This is a genomic window from Paenibacillus sp. LS1, assembly GCF_026013365.1.
GTDB lineage: Bacteria > Bacillota > Bacilli > Paenibacillales > Paenibacillaceae > Paenibacillus.
Genome location: NZ_JAPDOE010000002.1, coordinates 542,342 through 560,459, shown reverse-complemented (window position 1 = coordinate 560,459; position 18,118 = coordinate 542,342). Strand labels below are relative to the sequence as shown.

Sequence of the window (18,118 nt, the reverse complement as noted above, 5' to 3'; positions counted from 1 at the left end):
TCAGTCTGGGAGGAATTGAAATGAATCAGAGAAATCTGGACGGCAACAGCATTATTATTCGGCTGGAAATGACAACTAAAGATATCAAGTTTGGCGAAGTGGCTTCGGCCATCTCGGAAGCTGGTGGAGACATCATTGCCATTGACGTCATTTCGACCAATCAGGATGTCAGTGTGCGCGACTTGACCGTCGCGGTAACAGATGCACAGGATAACAGCAAAATTATAGAAGGCGTACGCCAGCTCAAAGGTATATCCATCATTAACGTATCAGATCGAACATTCCTGCTGCATTTGGGCGGCAAGATCGAAGTGACACCGAAAACCCCGATTCAGAATCGGGAAGACCTGTCGCGTGTGTATACTCCGGATGTGGCTCGGGTATGTTCGGCCATTGTGGAAGAACCGGGGAAAGCTTTCTCGCTGACGATCAAGCGGAACACGGTGGCCGTGGTATCCGATGGCAGTGCGGTACTTGGACTGGGCAACATTGGTCCCCGTGCTGCGATGCCGGTCATGGAAGGTAAGGCCATGTTGTTCAAACAGTTTGCAGGTGTGGATGCCTTCCCAATCTGTTTGGATACGCAGGATACCGAGGAAATCATTCGTACTGTGAAAGCGATATCACCTGGTTTTGGCGGCATTAATCTGGAGGATATTTCGTCACCGCGTTGTTTCGAGATTGAACGTCGTCTGAACGAGGAATTAGACATTCCGGTATTTCATGATGACCAGCATGGCACGGCGGTTGTGTTATATGCCGGTCTGATCAATGCGCTCAAACTGGTAGGCAAGTCCATTACGGATGTGAAGATCGTGGTCTGCGGTATTGGTGCAGCAGGTGTAGCATGCAGTAATATTTTGCTGTCTGCAGGAGCCAGTCGACTTATTGGTGTCGATCGTGAGGGTGCGATTGTACGGACACAAACCTATGAGAATGAAGTCTGGAGTGATTATGCGGCTCGCACCAACCCGGAATTGGAAACCGGTTCGCTGCGTGATGTCATTCGTGGAGCGGACGTGTTTATTGGTTTATCACGCGGCAATCTGTTAACTCGTGAAGATGTGCAGACCATGGCAGAAGATCCAATTGTGTTTGCGATGGCCAATCCGGTACCTGAGATTATGCCTGCTTTGGTGGAGGATATTGTGGCTGTTATGGCGACAGGACGATCGGATTATCCGAATCAGATCAACAATGTGTTGTGTTTCCCGGGCATCTTCCGGGCAGTTCTGGATTGCCGGGCTACCGAGATTAATGAAGAAATGAAGCTGGCAGCCGCTCAAGCGATTGCCTCGGCCATTACGGACGAAGAGCGTACACGCTATTACATTATTCCGAGTGTGTTCAATGATAAAGTGGTCAAATCAATGCGTAATCGCGTCATTGAAGCAGCTGTTAAGACAGGTGTGGCGCGGCGTATTCCGCGTAAACAGGCTCGTGAAGGTGGGGAATCGTAAGATGCCAGAGAACCCTCTTCAACCATCTAGCCAGAGTGTAAAAGGACCAGAGCACCTGGGCAATGTAGATGGAACAGCCGAAGGAGAGGCTGTACTGCGTGCTGCCCGATCTTTTGTACAAGGGGACTCGTCCAAGCATACGGATGGTCATGACTGGCCGCATATTGAACGGGTAACTGCACTTGCGGTCGAACTCGCTCACCGCATGGGTGCAGATCCATTTGTCTGTGAACTGGCCGCATTATTACATGATGTACCGGATGAGAAGCTGAATGAGAGCTTGGAGGCCGGGATGGCAAAATTGAATGCCTGGCTGGATACCCAGCCGCTTGATTCGGATACACGCGCAGCGGTTGTGGGTATTATTAGTACCATCTCGTATGCGGGAGGCCAGCGTCCTGCGGTCAGTTCACTAGAAGCACAGGTAGTGCAGGATGCGGATCGTCTGGATGCACTGGGGGCGATTGGAATCGCGCGCACCTTTGCCTTCTCAGGAGCGAGGGGGCGTGAGATGTATGATCCATCCCTTCCCCCACGGGAGAACATGACCCGTGAGGAATATCGCAATGGGCGCAGCACAACGATAAATCACTTTTACGAGAAGCTGTTCAAGCTCAAAGATCTGATGAATACCTCCTATGGCAAGGAGCTGGCGGAGCAGCGTCATCATTATATGGTGCAGTTCGTGGACCAGTTCAAAAGGGAATGGGAGGGCACGGACCGTTAAGCAGGCATGATCAGCATGACGATACACAGAGGTTGAATAAGTAACAAAGGCGAATCTTTGAAGTGGCGAAATCCATTTTGAAGATTTGCCTTCTTTTTAGGTTCATCATTTTGGGTTAATAATGTGTATTAACATACATAAATGAATTAATGATCTATTTTTAGTGAGTGATGAAATGAATCAAGACAAGGTTTGCATAGCTTTTCGTTATGTTCTGTCCTTGCGAATGAGCACTTTCTGACTTATGACATGGCAACGGAAGGTCTTCCATGGTACAATAAATCGTTCTCCTGAATGAATTCAGGCAAAAAAAGAAATATGGGGTAATAATGAACATGATCATCAAATGTAAAATTTCAGGTTCGGTAAAGAGGAGGGGTCACCACCATGTCGTTTGGTGCACGTGTACTTAAGACTGGGATCGCGGTTACGCTTGCCTTGTACCTTAGCAGCCTGTTCTTGAACCCGCAATCTCCCGTGCCTGCCGCAATCGCGGCTATATTCGCCATGCAGCCTTCCATCTATCGTTCCTGGAAATACTTCCTGGATCAGCTGCAAACGACCACACTCGGAGCCATTGTAGCCTTGGTGGGTGGTATGGTGTTATCCAATGAGCCAATTGCTGTTGGATTAATTATTGTATTAGTAATCATGATCTGTCTTAAATTGAATATGGGTGAGACGGTTGGACTGACGCTGGTCACAGTTGTATCCATTATGGAAGCCTCAGGTGACTGGCACTTTGCACTCAATCGCTTTCTGCTGACACTGGTGGGTATTGTATCGGCTTTTCTCATTAACATTACGGTATTTCCTCCGAAACCGAAGGTTCAGTTCGTGAAGCAGATCCAGAGTGTTTTCAGTGGCATGTCGTTGCTTCTGCGAACCTCGATTTCGGATGAGATTAAGGAAGTTGTATTCCGGGAGGAGAAAAACAACCTGGGCGGTTCCATTAAGTCTCTGTCCGACAAGTATAACTTGTTCGAAGAGGAACAGAAGAAGATGAAGCGTTCGAAATTCAGCGAAACCCGGCAGATGGTGGTCTACAAACAGATGCTACTGAGTCTGCAAAAAGGGTATGAGGTACTGGATTCGGTGGAACGCCACTATTTCCAGGCACCGCGGACACCGGCCATGGATCAATTTTTTGACTCCCATCTGGAACTGGTTATCAAATTTCATGAGCATGCACTGCTCAAGTTCGAGGATAAGCTGAAACCGAACGGCGAAGAGGCCGCACAGTTTGTATTGGACAATGATCGTTTCATGGAGCAGGCGATCACGGAGTTTGATATCGACAAGGACGGGATGTTACGATTATCCATCGTGGCCGCTGCCATCTATGATTACGGTTATCAGCTAGAACGTCTGAATAGACTTGCCGAACATGTGCATAGCTCCAGTGAAGACAAAGAATCACAGGACAAAATTTTAAACTGGCTTAAGTGGCCTTAATAACAAATTGCACATCGGCTTCGCGATCATATACAATGGAACTACAACATAGCCCGGACAACCGTGTCCGGGTTGTTTTGTCATACATACGGCTGAATGGCATGAATGAATTTTAATGAACTGAGGGATAGAAACATGATTATAGAGCAGTTGGACGCTGAATTAATGGAATGGTTGAGTGGGACAAATCTGGAGCATAAACAGCATGAAGCCATGCAATTGCTGACCGTATCTGAGGATCAGTGGCCGCATCAGGCGATGATCAGTATGGGGGAAGTCATTGCGATAAGTCCGCATCAGCTTAGACTGGCTCTATGGCAAGGTACACAAACCAGTATGAACATGAGCAAAACAGGCAAGGCTACCTTGATTGCGGTTCAAGGACATCGATTGCTGCATATCCGTATAGAAGTAGAACTGCTGCCTGAGATGAAGGGGGCTATTCATCCAAGAGATCGTTTTGAAGCCAAAGTGCTTCATGTACGTGTGGATCACGCGCCATATGCGGAGATCACTTCAGGCATTACTTTTCAATTAAAAGATGAACTTGGAGCGATTACCCGCTGGAAAGAGACGATTGAAGAATTACGAAAGTAGAAATGGAGTTGCTAAGTCAGTTGAGGACCCGGTGATTGGGTAATAATGAAGAATAAGAAAAAAACAAAAAACGCCTCCGCTTGCATCGGGACGTTGTCACTGGTAGAATAAAAAATGGTTTTCAGAAAATTAGAACTAATTAACATAAAATTAAAATGTTTACTTTCTAATAATTATACCATTGCCTTTTCGGGCTTGTCAAATGGGATTTTGAGGACACAATCCGGGGAAAGAGGGGCTATTAACATATGAGTACAGATCAGCAGTGGAGTGAGGAACAACAACGGGTCAACACGGTGACCGATCAGATTGAGCGCAAGATCACAACGTTAGAAGATGAAGTAGGTTCCTTCCGGGACGAAGTGGTTGGCATGAGAAAAGATTTCTGGGACGAAGTCACAATGAACTTTAGTGAAGCGGACGATGTCGGGGAGACTTCAACCAGCATGCGGCAGCAGTCACAGGTACTGTCTGATCGGGAGCGTAGCCATCTGAATACAGCGGCTGCGTTGGACAAAATGAAACGACTGCATCATTCACCGTATTTTGGCCGCATTGATTTCAAAGAAGACGGATATCCAAATGCAGAACGCATTTATCTGGGCATTGCATCGTTGCTGGATGAAAAAGAAGAATCCTTTCTGGTCTACGACTGGCGTGCGCCAATCTCCAACCTGTATTATGACGGGGCGCCGGGTCAGATCACGTATCATACACCAAGCGGCGAGATTAGCGGTGATATAGAGATGAAGCGGCAGTTTGTCATTCGGGACGGACGTATCCGCTTTATGTTCGACACGGGGGTTACGATTGGCGATGAGTTGTTGCAGGCCGTGCTCAGTCGAACTTCGGATGCGCAGATGAAGAGTATTGTAGCGACCATTCAGAAGGAGCAGAATCGGATTATCCGCAATGACCGGACACGCATGCTCATTGTTCAAGGCGCAGCCGGCAGTGGCAAAACATCCGCGGCGCTCCAGCGTGTGGCATATCTTCTCTATAAATACCGCGAGCATCTGCAAGCGGATCAGATGGTTCTTTTTTCGCCGAATCCGATGTTCAACAGCTATGTCTCTACGGTACTGCCTGAGCTTGGGGAGGAGAATATGTTGCAAACGACCTTCCAGGAGTATCTGGAACGCCGTTTGGGTCGGGAATATCAACTGGAAGATCCGTTTATTCAACTCGAATATGTACTTACGGGGACGGAAGATCCCGATTACGATGTTCGCATGTCCAGCATTCGATTCAAGTCATCCGAATCTTTCTTGAAAGTCATTACACGTTATAAGGAAAGCATGCTGTCAGGTGGCATGAAGTTCAAGCCGGTTCGCTTCCAGGGCCGAGCAATTGTCACATCGGAGGCTATGGCTGAGAAGTTCTACAGTTTTGAGTCGTCAGTGAAGCTGGTGAGCCGACTGGAGATGTTGCGGGACTGGATGCTGAAAGAACTGTCGGCCTTTGGTAAAAGTGAACTGGATGCGCCTTGGGTCGATCAACAGCTGGATCTGATGGAGCCGGAGGATCTGCAACGTGCCTATCAGCGCTTGAAGCGCAAGCAAAAAGGAAAGACCCATACGTTCAATGACTTTGAGCAGGAAAGAGAAATTCTGGCACGTATGGTGGTCAGTGATCGACTCAAACCGTTGCGAAAATGGATCAAGTCATTGCGATTCGTTGATGTACGACAGTTATATGCGCATCTGTTCAATGATGAGGCTCAGATGGTCCGCTTGCTCGGGGATGAAGCATTGCCTGCCCAATGGGATGAAATCTGTAAAATGACTTTACGCAGATTGAAGCTTCAGGAGTTGGCCTATGAAGATATTACGCCGTACTTGTACCTGCGTGAGCTTATGCTTGGATTTCATATTAACTCCAATATTCGTCATGTCATTATTGATGAGGCACAGGATTATTCTGCGTTTCAGCTGGCCTTTATGAAGAGATTGTTCCCACGGGCGAAAATAACAGCACTCGGTGACTTCAATCAGGCAATCTATGCCCACTCTTCAGTGCTAAGTGGAACAGGACCCTTGACTAATCTGTACGGACCAGACAATACGGAAGTGATTGAGCTGACCAGGAGTTATCGATCTACCCGGGAGATCGTGGAGTTTACCCGTGGTATGGTACCTGGCGGGGAAGAGATTATTCCATTTAACCGCAGTGGCGAGAAGCCCAAAGTTATCGTTTCTTCTGATCCGGAGCGTCATATGAATGTCATCACGACAGACCTGAAGCATTTGATTGAGGAAGGGTACGAATCAGTTGCAGTTATCTGCAAGACCGCCGAAGAGAGCAGAGATGTTCATGCTGCATTGAGCAAGGTACTGCCCACAGCACCGAAGTTAATCAAGAAAACGACGCTGGCTTTTGAGCAGGGTGTTCATGTCATCCCGGCATATTTGGCCAAAGGTGTGGAATTTGATGCTGTCCTGATCTATGACGGTTCTGCAGAGCAGTATGCCCAGGAGCATGAACGCAAGTTGTTCTACACGGCTTGTACGCGAGCGATGCATCTGCTTCACGTCTATTGTGTGGGCACACCGAGTCCGTTCATTACCGCCCAGTCTGAAGAATGGTATGACCTTGGCAAAGTGTCTGCTGCGCAAGTGGACTGACATAGCACGTTCATATGCATGAAGAAGGCTTCCGTTCAATGGAACGGGAGTCTTTTTGTATATGATACATAGATCAGGAAAAAGCTAGCTTAGCGAGGGAAGTATACGTGATGAGGTTACATTCAGGTATCGGTGATCGGATTGAACAAAAAACTTGACTTGAATTCGTAAGGATTGGGTTCCGTGGATAAATATGACTTCATAATTTGTATTGCGGCACAATGGATGTGATTTTTCTTTACACATGAGGTCCAGACTCATATAATCGTAACAATATATTTTTTTGGGATCGTTTATTAAAGGAGGCAACCATATGAACAAACTATCTTTTGAACGGCCGCTTATGGCCGATTGTGTACCGGATCTGGTCGCTACAGCCCGGGGAGATTTGCCAGCGACTTTGGTCATTCGGGGAGGTACGCTGGTGAACGTGATATCGGGTGAGATTTTGCCTGAGATGTCCATAGCAGTACAGGGAGCTCGTATCGCTTATGTCGGCAAAGATGTAAGCCACACCATCGGAGAACATACCCGGATTATTGAAGCGAACGGTAAGTATATCGCTCCTGGTTTGCTGGATGGGCACTGCCATATCGAAAGTACACAGATGAAAGTAACCGAGTTTGCGAGAGCAGTTTTGCCTTCAGGCACGACCGGAGGTTTCTTTGACCCACATGAGATTTCCAACGTACTTGGTCTCAAAGGTTTGAGATTGATGCTGGATGAAGCACGCACCACACCGCTGGCTGCTTATATGCAGGTGGCTTCCTGTGTGCCTTCCACCCATCCGGGATTGGAGACAACGGGTGCCTATATAGGGCCTGAAGAGGTGGCTGAGGCTCTTTCCTGGGGTCCGGACATGATTGGCCTTGGGGAAGTGATGAACTTCCCAGGGGTCGTCTATGGGGACGAGACGATGATCGGTGAGATACAGGCGACCCTCCGAGCAGGCAAAGTGGCAGACGGTCACTTTACCTGGGCAGCAGATGACTGGCGTCTGCCAGCTTACGCAGCGAGTGGCGTAACAGGGGATCATGAATGTGTGACCAAGGAAGATGTGGTCGAACGTCTGCGCCTCGGGATGTATGCGAAAATGCGCCAGGGATCGGCATGGCATGACGTGGCCGAGACGATCAAAGCCTGTACCGAGCTTGGACTGGATACACGCCGGATGATGCTGGTGACCGATGACCGAAGCTCTGAATCGCTGCTCAAAGAAGGACATATGGACTTTGTTGTTCGTCTCGCGATATCCCAAGGCGTGAAGCCGGTCACGGCTTTCCAGATGGCAACCATTAACACGGCTGAGCGCTTCGGGGTTGCTCGCGACATCGGTGCGGTTATTCCCGGCAATATAGCTGATATTATTCTGCTGGACGGCCGTCTGGCGGATGTACGTGTGGGGATGACGATTGCTGCCGGGCAAGTTGTGGCCGAGAGTGGGAAAATGACGGCGGTCTGGGACAGCTTCACGTATCCGGAAGAAGCACTGAACACGGTGAAGTTGGAAGCTAATATTCAGCCAGAGGATCTGGAGCTGGCTGCACCGATTACAGAGGGTACGATTGGTGCCAAAATCATTCATGTGACAGAGAACCATGTGGATACGAAGGAGAAACACCTGCCTGTTACAGTGCAGAACGGCAAGGTTGTGGTTTCAACTTCAGGGGAAGTGTGCAAAATCGCGGTATTGGAGCGTCACAAACAAACCGGGAATCGAGCGGTTGCGCTGGTTGGAGGCATTGGCTTCACATCGCCAGCTGCGATTGCGATGACGGTTGCTCATGACAGTCATAACCTGTTGATTATCGGTAATGATGATGCTTTGATGGCCGAAGCTGGTAATCGTGTTATTCGTATGCAAGGTGGGGTAGCCGTGGTAACGGCTACAGGTGTAACTGAATTCCCGCTGCGGATTGCAGGTCTGATGTCAACGGAGTCTTTCGAAGTGGTTGCAGCCCAATCAGCAGCAGTCAGTGAAGCCTTACAGTCCGCAGGATGTACGTTGAATAATGCATTTATGACACTTTCCTTGTTGGCGCTAGTTGTGATTCCAGAATTGCGTTTGTCTGACAAGGGGCTTGTGCGGATCTCTGCAGAAGGCATTGAACTGGTGTCTCTTTTCGATGAAGTGGTGGACGGTACACCGGTAACTCCATCGGGTAATGAATGAACGGAAATGTCTATTAGAGCAAGAGCATCATTAAGTTAAGATACATGCAAAGCCGCCTTAGGGCGGTTTTTTTGTGCGTTTCTGGAGAAAACGCTTTCTAGGTCTTCTGGAGCTTGGTTTTCATATGGCAATAATGACTGAAGTCATGAAGAAAGTAGGGTGAATTTAGAAAATAGCTTATAATTGTGACTTTAGAACTATACATACAGAACTACGAATTCCCGAAATATAGTTATATGATTCTTTCGTCGTAAGTCTTAGAGATGATATTGCATATAGAAGCAATCCAAATTCGTCGTACTGAAATAAGTCTCCATAAAATGAATATGAAACGACACAATTTCATCCGGATTTACACGTCAGAGCTGATAACTTCAGAGGGAGTGTACAAATATGAAAAGCAAAAGGGGTTACCGTTTTATCTTATTACTCAGTTGTTTGATCCTGTGTGCGAGTACAGCCTATACTTCGAAAGCCGTTGCCATTGGTTCTGTGGATAGTTATGAAACAATTCATGGAGACCTTGATGTGCCGGCGAGAGCGACGTGGGTGTGGGACACGACCCAAATTCGAAGTAATCCTCACGAGGTATTGAATTTTGCGACAACGAACAAGATTAATACGATTTATCTGCAAATGAACCGGGATGTGAAAATTCCGGATTATAAAAGCTTTATCCGTCAGGCGAGAGCCAAGAATATTGCGGTTGACGTTATGGATGGAAGATCAGCCTGGGGGCTGACGGAAAGTCGGGAACAGATTGCTTCTTTCCTGGACTGGATCGAAGCGTATCAGGCAGAGGCTCTGCCTAATGAGAAATTTGCAGGTATTCATCTGGATATTGAGCCACATGTGCATCCGCAATGGAAAATCAATCAGGCTAGTGTAATTACGCAGTGGCAAGGCAATGTGGAATACATTGTAGGGCGAGCATCACGGATGAAGATGCCGGTAGCCGCTGATCTGCCTTTCTGGCTGGATAACTACAAAATTCCGGGTTCAACGATGGCAGTTAGCAGCTGGATGATCCGCAAATTTGACTCCATCACCATCATGGCTTACCGCGATACAGCTGCTGCGATCTATAGTGTAGCGAAGGATGAGCTTGCGGAAGCGGCTCTGCTGGGCAAGACGATTTCCATAGCCGTGGAAACGAAGCAAAGTAAGGAAGGCGACTTCATTACTTTTTATGAAGAGGGATCTGCTTATATGGAAGCACAATTGAAATTGGTCGAAAAAATGGCTTCAGCCCATGCATCTTTTAACGGCTTCTCCGTGCATGAATACACTTCATGGAAGACGTTGAAAAAGTGAAAACTGTTAAACTTCAAAGTGTATTTCTGATAGCAGCCAATGAAATGAGTCCTAACTGAGCCAATGTGGCCCAGATCAGTGCGTTAGCTCACTCGTTCGCAGGAAAGTTGATAAACAAGAAGAAGAAGGTGCTTGCAGCTGATAAGCTGTGAGCACCTTCTTCTTCTATACCTGAACCAGTGCAGATTCCATGGCTACGTTCTCATAGAACATTTTGCGATACTGTGAAGGTGTTGTGGCTTTATGTTTTTTAAATGTAGTGATGAAGTAGCTTAGATGCTCAAAACCCACATCCATCGCGATATCGACAATTTTGTGATCCGTATTCTCAAGCTGAACGCAGGCCTGTTGAACGCGGTAATAGTTAATATAATCTACAGGAGTTTTCTGCACCATCTGTTTGAAGAAACGGCAGAAGTGTCCTTCGCTCATATTGGCCTCATCGGCCAGCTCTTTCAGCTTCAATGGTTCGGGATAACGCTTGTGGATATAGCCGAGCACGGATTTTAGCCGCTCTACCTTGTCATGACTCCCTGTAGCCACAGTACCTTTGAGCGGAGCAGGTCTCATATGTTCGAACATTCGGGCAAATACAAGGTACAGGTATGCTTTCGTTGACATTTCACACGTTTCTGTTCCAGCAGCATGGTCGGCAAATATGCGTTTCAGGTGATCGAGAATTTCTTGTCCCCAATCCTCATCTGCCTTGATATGAAAAGGGGGAATCACCGTTTTGCGTACCAGTGGGCCGATGAATTTCTCCTGTACCGTATCGAAGGTGCGGCTGCCGAGCAGCTCCGGATTAAACACAATGGAAGAGAAAACGCAGGGAACATCGCCCTTGAGATAACCCGCGTGAATCTCACCTCGATTGATGAAAATGGCTTCTCCAGCTTGAACCTCAACGGTGTTCATATCAATCTGAAAGACGGCACATCCTTCGGTAACCATAGTGAACTCCATCTCATCATGCCAATGGCAATCGAGAATGCTATCTCCATTGAGTTGTTGGATATCCGGATACACACTGACCGGATACATGGCATTGCCGTGAATCCGGTCTTCCCGTAATCGTTCACGTTCCATATCAACGCCTCCTTTCACTGCATTATTAATGTAATCGTTTCCAAAGTTTGGTGTTGATGTTCAAGAATCGGATGGTTAATATCAAAATCGTGATATATTTGGTCAAAATAAGAGAAGAAATTCATTATTAATATCAATATTATTATAGTATAACCGAAGGGGGAAAGAAAACATGAAATTTACTGATGGATTCTGGATGACTCGTGAAGGGTACCAAATTCAAAACCCGACTGACATTCGTGATATTGTGCAAAAAGATAATTCTTTGACCGTATATGCGGCAACTAAATATATTCGCAGTAAAGGCGACACGTTGAACGGTACATTGCTGAAAGCAACATACAGCTCACCTATGCCTAACGTTATTCGTGTAACTTTGAATCATCATAAAGGCGGAGTGAAAAAAGGGCCTGTATTTGAGCTTAACACGCAAGATGCAAACGTTGACATCTCGAAAAATGAACAAGGTGCTGTTTTGAAAAGCGGCAACCTGGAAGTTCAAATCGACAAAACAAATGGTTGGGACGTCAGCTTCCTGTATGAAGGAAAACGCATTACAGGTAGCGGTCAAAGAGCAGCTGGTTATATTACAGGACCGAGCAAGGAAGCGTACTTCCGTGAACAGCTGGATCTTGGTATTGGTGAATACGTTTATGGACTTGGTGAGCGCTTCACGCCGTTTGTTAAGAATGGCCAAATCGTCGATACCTGGAATGAGGACGGCGGTACAAGCAGTGAGCAGTCCTATAAGAACATTCCGTTCTACTTGTCCAATAAAGGATATGGCGTTTTTGTAAATCATCCTGAACGCGTATCGTATGAGATTGCATCCGAGAATGTATCTAAAGTGCAGTTCAGCGTAGAAGGCGAGACGTTGGAATACTTCATTATCGGCGGTGACAATCCTAAGGATGTACTTAATAATTATACGAAATTGACAGGTAAACCAGCGCTTCCACCAGCATGGACATTTGGTCTCTGGCTGACAACATCATTCACAACGGATTATGATGAAGCAACGGTTAACCATTTCGTAGATGGCATGGCTGAACGTGATCTTCCGCTGTCTGTATTCCATTTTGACTGCTTCTGGATGAAGGAATACCAATGGTCTGATTTCGTATGGGATGAAGCGATGTTCCCTGATCCGGAAGGCATGCTTGCACGTCTGAAAGAAAAGGGTCTTAAAATCTGTGCTTGGATCAATCCATATATTGCAGAAAAATCCTACTTGTTCGATGAAGGTATGGAGAACGGTTATCTGGTGAAAACAGCGGATGGCAGCGTATGGCAATGGGATATGTGGCAAGCAGGTATGGCTCTGGTTGACTTCACGAATCCGGATGCTGTGAATTGGTATAAGAGTAAGCTGGAAGTCCTGCTTGATCAAGGTGTAGATTCCTTCAAGACAGACTTCGGCGAAAGAATTCCGACAGATGTCGTGTACTTCGATGGCTCTGATCCGGTTAAAATGCACAACTATTATACACAGCTCTATAACAAAGCTGTATTTGAATTGCTCGAAGAGAAAATTGGCAAAAACGAAGCTGCCCTGTTTGCACGTTCTGCAACAGCAGGTGGTCAACAGTTCCCGGTTCACTGGGGCGGCGACTGCTCTTCAACGTATGAATCCATGGCTGAATCACTTCGAGGCGGCCTCTCGCTCGGACTTTCCGGTTTCGGATTCTGGAGTCATGATATCAGCGGATTTGAAAGCACAGCGAGCCCTGACGTCTACAAACGCTGGGTACAATTCGGACTGTTATCTTCTCACAGCCGCCTGCACGGAAGTACGTCGTATCGTGTGCCTTGGCTGTTTGACGAGGAATCCGTGGACGTTGTTCGTGACTTTACCAAACTCAAAATCAGCCTGATGCCGTACTTGTACAATTCTGCGGTGGAGTCGACGGTAAAAGGTATTCCGATGATGCGTGCTATGCTGTTGGACTTCCCGGATGACCCAACAACATACAGCCTGGATACGCAATACATGTTCGGCGATTCGATCCTGGTAGCTCCAATCTTTAACAAGGAAGGCGATGTGCGTTACTACTTGCCTGAAGGAACTTGGACGAACTATCTGACAGGAGCGAAAGTACAAGGTGGACGCTGGATCAGTGAAAACCATGACTTCAAAACACTGCCAATGATGGTTAAGCCAAACAGTCTGATCGCTGTCGGTGCTGTAGATAGCAAACCGGATTATGACTTTGCCAATGATGTGTCCCTGCACTTGTTCGAACTGGCTGACGGTCAAACGGCTCAAGCTGTCGTTGTGAACCAAGCTGCTGAACAGGAGCTGACTGTAAACGTTACACGTAATGGATCAGTGCTGGAAGTTCGTGCTGAAGGCGCAGGCAAACCATGGAACATCGTGCTTCGCGGCATTGAGAGTGTCTCCAGTGTTGAAGGTGGTTCCCAAGTGTCTGGTGCAAATGGTGTTGTCGTTACGGCAGCAACAGGCGCAACCTCGCTTACAATTCAACTGTAAAATGATATAGTAGAAGAAAGGACGGTGCCGCAAGGTGCCGTCTGTTTGTCTACGATGATAGGAGATTGAATGAAATGAGCACAACAAATTCCGGTTTGCACTGCACGATATCAGCAGAGGTGCTGCACCACTTGGTGGAGAATAATTTTGGAAGCGGTACCAAAGTAAAAGAGTTTGTTCTTTTGCAAGGTGGACTTTTTAATACAACCTATCGGATTCAGCTTGAAAACGCATCAGTTACGGATGTAATTTTACGTTTGGCTCCAGAGCGGGCAGAGATGGCGGCCGGTTCTGCGAGTGATCCGCTTTTTTCGTTCGAACGCACGATGATGGCGGCTGAACCGATCGTGTATGAATATTACTGCAAGGCAGGCATCCCTGCTCCAAACATTATTACCTGTGATGACAGTGGATCAATTATTCCGAGAACCTACATGTTTATGGAGTTTATCCCTAGTAAACAGCTGGACCATATATCGATTTCGGAGACAGATAAAGAGCGATTGTACCATCAGCTTGGCGCCTATACCGCCACCATGCATCAGATCGAGGGTGCATCGTTTGGCTGGCCGCAGGGGGATGGTTCAATTAAAGGCTCGGATCAATGGTCCGAGGTGTTGCACTCTTTTGCAGAAGAAACGGCACTTAAAGCGAAACAAGCCGAGTATATGCCAGGTGTGGGGGAAGAAATCACAGCTATCTTCATCAAAAATAAAGACTTATTCGATCAGGTGACCCGTCCGGTACTTGTTCATAATGACCTTTGGGAAGCCAACGTGCTTGTTCATGTGGAAAACGGTGAGCTAAATATTGCGGCCATCATCGACGGAGATCGTTCCATGTTTGCCGACAGGGAGTTTGAAGCCATATTGTCAACAGAATCGATGGCTTTTCATGAAGGATATGATCGTCCACTCGATCCCTCTGCTGATGGAAAGGCACGCAGGCTTGCGTACCGAATACTGTCTTCGTATTTTAATGCCTACGTTCATGAACATCAGGTCAATCAACCCGAAGATGGTCAGAAGTATCGCCAGCGTACACTGGATTTACTGGATCAATGGAAGCAACTTGAACACAACTAATTTGTAGGAGGAATGAAGGATGAAGGAGTATCATCAATACCCGATGTGGGACGCGTCACTTTTACTTGAGGAACGGTTGGATGATCTGATTGCACGATTGACAACGGAGGAGAAAATTCGACTAATTCCTACGCGCGAAGCAGCTGTACCAAGACTTGGCATTCCAGCCTACAATGTTGGGGGCGAAGCTGCCCACGGGGTGGCGTGGAAAGGGGAGGCGACGGTGTTTCCGCAACCTCTCGGTCTATCAAGTACCTGGAATACGCGGCTCATGCGGGAGATTGGTTCCGTTATTGGCGATGAAGCGAGGGCATACCATCACCGTGATCCTGAGGTTCACGGGTTAACATTATGGGCACCTACAGTTGACCTGGAACGTGATCCACGCTGGGGCAGAACGGAGGAGGGATACGGGGAAGATCCGGTCCTCACTGGAGAGATGTCGGCAGCACTCGTCAAAGGCATGCAGGGAAATGATCCTTTTTATCTGAAAATGGTCGCTACATTGAAACACTTTTTTGCCAATAATAATGAGAAAGATCGGCTAAATTGTTCATCCAGCATCGATCCGCGCAATCTGCGTGAATATTATTTAAAAGCATTTGAGACGCCATTTGTGGAAGGCGGAGCCTTGTCCATGATGACAGCTTACAATTCCATTAATGGTACACCTGCCATTGAAAGTCCATATGTGAATGATGTGGTTAAAGGTGAGTGGTCGATGCCTGGTTTTATTGTATGTGACGGTGGGGACCTGTCCCAGACGGTCGATTATCACGGTTACCATACCAGCCATGCCGAGTCAGCAGCAGGTGCGTTGAAGGCAGGGGTGGACTGTCTCACAGATGAAGTTGATCTTGTCGTATCTGCTCTGGAGGAAGCTCTGGGCCGGGATCTGTTGGAGGTAGCTGATCTGGACCGAGCGATTCGCAACATCTTCGGTGTTCGGATGCGACTTGGACAACTGGATCAGTCGGGACGGAACCCTTATGCCTCCATACCTGAGTCGGTATTATGTGCACCAGAACATGCCAAACTCAGTTATCGTGCTGCTGCCGAATCGATTGTTTTGCTAAAAAATGATGGCTTGCTTCCTTTGCAACCAGAAGCATTGCAGAAAATCAGTGTGATTGGACCACTTGCAGATGTTGTCTATACCGATTGGTATAGCGGGACACTACCCTATCATGTATCCGTCCTCGATGGACTGCGTAATCGTTTACCTGAAGCAGACGTGACCTATGTCGATGGGAATGATCGTATTGGTCTGAAGACAGTAGACAGACAGGTTATTACCCTTGGTGCCGAAGGTACACTGGTGGCTGTACCAGAGCGCAGTGCACTTGCAGCCGAGTTCGTACATCAGGATTGGGGCTGGGGAAGTCATACGTTGAGAAGTGTGAAAAATTATCGATATGTAAGTTTAACCGAGCATGGCATCTATCAGGCGAACGCACCAGAGATCGGTGGCTGGTTCGTGAAGGAAGTTGTACAATTCGACCCCCAGACGGACGGGAGCAACACCTTGCGGACGTGGAATAGTATTCCCGTTGGACTGAGTGAATATCAGGGACGTTCTACTTTATCACCGGTACCACCGCAGACAGAACAAGCGACTGGTGCAACTCCGGATGAAAACGATGACACTGGACGCACAAGTCAATCACCAAGCAACACACCAAAATCTGTGGCCTTCGAGATCGATATCGTGACACGCGGAATAGAACAAGCCGTAGAAGCGGCACGTAGCAGTCAGGCATCTGTCGTTGTTGTGGGCAATAGCCCATACATCAACGGCAAAGAGGAAATTGACCGACCAAGTCTGTTGCTTCCGCCGAATCAGGTCGAGCTTGTTAAAGCTGTGTGCGAGGCTAATCCTAATACAGTGGTTGTCATTATGGGCAGTTATCCATTTGTCTTGCAGGAGTTGAAAGGTATTGCCCGGGCAATCGTATATATGACACATGCAGGTCAGGAATTGGGGAACGCGCTTGCAGATGTGTTGTTAGGTCACTATGCCCCGGCAGGCAGATTAAATATGACATGGTATGAAGATGAATCACAGCTCCCTGACATGATGGACTATGACATCATTCAGAATGGCATGACCTATATGTATCATGAAGGGCCGGTTCAATATGCATTTGGACATGGTCTGACCTATTCGGAATTCGAATACGAGGCGATTCGTGTAAGTCGTGATACTACAGCGAAATCCAACAGCACAGATCAATTGAAGATTGAAGTAGGGGTATACAATAAGGGTAAACGTGACAGTGATGAAGTCGTTCAGATCTATGGATCTGCACATACCTCACGTGTGAAACGCGCTCAGAAGCAATTGCTTGCTTTCCGTCGTGTTCATGTCAAAGCAGGGTCGCGTGTTACGGTACGTTTCGAGGTTCCTGTTCAGAAGCTGGAGCTATGGGATGTTACCCGAGATCGATACTGCCTGGAGACAGCGACCTGGGCCATCCTTGCAGGGCGTTCTTCTGCAGGTATACGCCAGTCGGCTGATATTGAGATTGAGGGTGAGACGATTCCTGATCGTCCTCTAGACGTGCTAACCTTGGCAGAGAATTACGATGCATGTGCAGGTGTTCTGTTGGATGAATGTCTGGAAGGACGTTCGGCAGTTCGGGCAATCACTCGGGAAGAACCCTTATATCGAGATGGTCAGTCATCTTGGATCTCTTACAACCATAATGCTGTTCAGGAACTGCACGGATTTGAAGCCAGAGTTGCAGCCTTTGGGGAAGGGGGCAGACTGGAGATTCGTTCAGGAGGACCGGAGGGCGAACTGCTCGGTGTGTGTGAGGTTTCCGGTCCTGGAGGCAGTGTGAATGGGAAAGATATGAAGTGGACAACGGTCCAGTGTTCGCTTGAGGCGTCACATAAGGTGAATGAGCTGTATATTATTTTCAAAGGTGGAGCAGCGTTACGGCACTTTAGGTTGTTGTAGTTGTAAATATTGAACCAAAGGAGCTGTCTTGCACGAATGCGTGCATGACAGCTTCTTTGTGTGAACAAGCGGTAACATCCAACATGTCCTGCATAATCAACCTCCGAAACAAGCACAATAATGCTGTTGTGTGTAGAATCTGTA

General features: G+C 47.5%; 11 protein-coding genes. 10 read left to right on the top strand and 1 reads right to left on the bottom strand.

Annotated elements, in window-relative coordinates; all coding sequences use genetic code 11:
* The first annotated feature begins 20 nt into the window (after positions 1-20).
* From OM416_RS11890 to OM416_RS11860, 7 genes are all read left to right on the top strand, one after another.
* Positions 21-1,460 (top strand): NAD-dependent malic enzyme, encoded by a 1,440-nt coding sequence (locus OM416_RS11890; RefSeq protein ID WP_264929492.1) that lies wholly within the window; start codon positions 21-23, stop codon positions 1,458-1,460.
* A gap of 1 nt (position 1,461) precedes the next feature.
* Positions 1,462-2,187, top strand: a complete 726-nt coding sequence (locus OM416_RS11885) for an HD domain-containing protein (RefSeq protein ID WP_264929490.1) — start codon at positions 1,462-1,464, stop codon at positions 2,185-2,187.
* Between the two features lie 387 nt (positions 2,188-2,574).
* On the top strand, positions 2,575-3,642 hold the full coding sequence (locus OM416_RS11880; protein ID WP_264929488.1) for an FUSC family protein: 1,068 nt from the start codon (positions 2,575-2,577) through the stop codon (positions 3,640-3,642).
* A gap of 135 nt (positions 3,643-3,777) precedes the next feature.
* On the top strand, positions 3,778-4,239 hold the full coding sequence (locus OM416_RS11875; RefSeq protein WP_264929486.1) for a pyridoxamine 5'-phosphate oxidase family protein: 462 nt from the start codon (positions 3,778-3,780) through the stop codon (positions 4,237-4,239).
* Between the two features lie 248 nt (positions 4,240-4,487).
* Positions 4,488-6,863 (top strand): RNA polymerase recycling motor HelD, encoded by a 2,376-nt coding sequence (helD, locus tag OM416_RS11870; RefSeq protein ID WP_264929484.1) that lies wholly within the window; start codon positions 4,488-4,490, stop codon positions 6,861-6,863.
* Positions 6,864-7,176: 313 nt separating this feature from the next.
* Positions 7,177-9,036, top strand: coding sequence for an adenine deaminase (locus OM416_RS11865; RefSeq protein ID WP_264929482.1), 1,860 nt, complete (start codon positions 7,177-7,179; stop codon positions 9,034-9,036).
* A gap of 393 nt (positions 9,037-9,429) precedes the next feature.
* The gene (locus OM416_RS11860) at positions 9,430-10,350 is read left to right on the top strand and encodes a hypothetical protein (RefSeq protein WP_264929479.1); all 921 of its coding nucleotides are present in this window, start codon (positions 9,430-9,432) and stop codon (positions 10,348-10,350) included.
* A 165-nt stretch (positions 10,351-10,515) separates the two neighbouring features.
* On the opposite strand, the gene OM416_RS11855 is transcribed toward OM416_RS11860, so the two are convergent.
* Positions 10,516-11,436 carry an AraC family transcriptional regulator gene (locus tag OM416_RS11855; RefSeq protein WP_076330522.1) on the bottom strand — a complete coding sequence of 307 codons (921 nt, stop codon included), beginning with the start codon at positions 11,434-11,436 and terminating at the stop codon, positions 10,516-10,518.
* 172 nt (positions 11,437-11,608) lie between these two features.
* Here OM416_RS11855 and yicI point away from each other — a divergent pair, with 172 nt between their 5' ends.
* The 3 genes from yicI (at position 11,609) to OM416_RS11840 (ending at position 17,974) form a co-directional block, all read left to right on the top strand.
* Complete coding sequence (gene yicI, locus OM416_RS11850) at positions 11,609-13,927, top strand: alpha-xylosidase (protein ID WP_264929476.1); 2,319 nt, start codon at positions 11,609-11,611, stop codon at positions 13,925-13,927.
* Positions 13,928-14,001: 74 nt separating this feature from the next.
* On the top strand, positions 14,002-15,012 hold the full coding sequence (locus tag OM416_RS11845) for a phosphotransferase family protein (RefSeq protein WP_264929474.1): 1,011 nt from the start codon (positions 14,002-14,004) through the stop codon (positions 15,010-15,012).
* Between the two features lie 19 nt (positions 15,013-15,031).
* Positions 15,032-17,974 (top strand): glycoside hydrolase family 3 C-terminal domain-containing protein, encoded by a 2,943-nt coding sequence (locus OM416_RS11840; protein ID WP_264929472.1) that lies wholly within the window; start codon positions 15,032-15,034, stop codon positions 17,972-17,974.
* The last annotated feature ends 144 nt before the right edge of the window (positions 17,975-18,118 follow it).

Coding starts and splice junctions, on each gene's coding strand:
- OM416_RS11890 (WP_264929492.1), top strand. CDS start 21: ATGAATCAGAGAAATCTGGACGGCAACAGCATTATTATTCGGCTGGAA.
- OM416_RS11885 (WP_264929490.1), top strand. CDS start 1,462: ATGCCAGAGAACCCTCTTCAACCATCTAGCCAGAGTGTAAAAGGACCA.
- OM416_RS11880 (WP_264929488.1), top strand. CDS start 2,575: ATGTCGTTTGGTGCACGTGTACTTAAGACTGGGATCGCGGTTACGCTT.
- OM416_RS11875 (WP_264929486.1), top strand. CDS start 3,778: ATGATTATAGAGCAGTTGGACGCTGAATTAATGGAATGGTTGAGTGGG.
- helD (WP_264929484.1), top strand. CDS start 4,488: ATGAGTACAGATCAGCAGTGGAGTGAGGAACAACAACGGGTCAACACG.
- OM416_RS11865 (WP_264929482.1), top strand. CDS start 7,177: ATGAACAAACTATCTTTTGAACGGCCGCTTATGGCCGATTGTGTACCG.
- OM416_RS11860 (WP_264929479.1), top strand. CDS start 9,430: ATGAAAAGCAAAAGGGGTTACCGTTTTATCTTATTACTCAGTTGTTTG.
- OM416_RS11855 (WP_076330522.1), bottom strand. CDS start 11,436: ATGGAACGTGAACGATTACGGGAAGACCGGATTCACGGCAATGCCATG.
- yicI (WP_264929476.1), top strand. CDS start 11,609: ATGAAATTTACTGATGGATTCTGGATGACTCGTGAAGGGTACCAAATT.
- OM416_RS11845 (WP_264929474.1), top strand. CDS start 14,002: ATGAGCACAACAAATTCCGGTTTGCACTGCACGATATCAGCAGAGGTG.
- OM416_RS11840 (WP_264929472.1), top strand. CDS start 15,032: ATGAAGGAGTATCATCAATACCCGATGTGGGACGCGTCACTTTTACTT.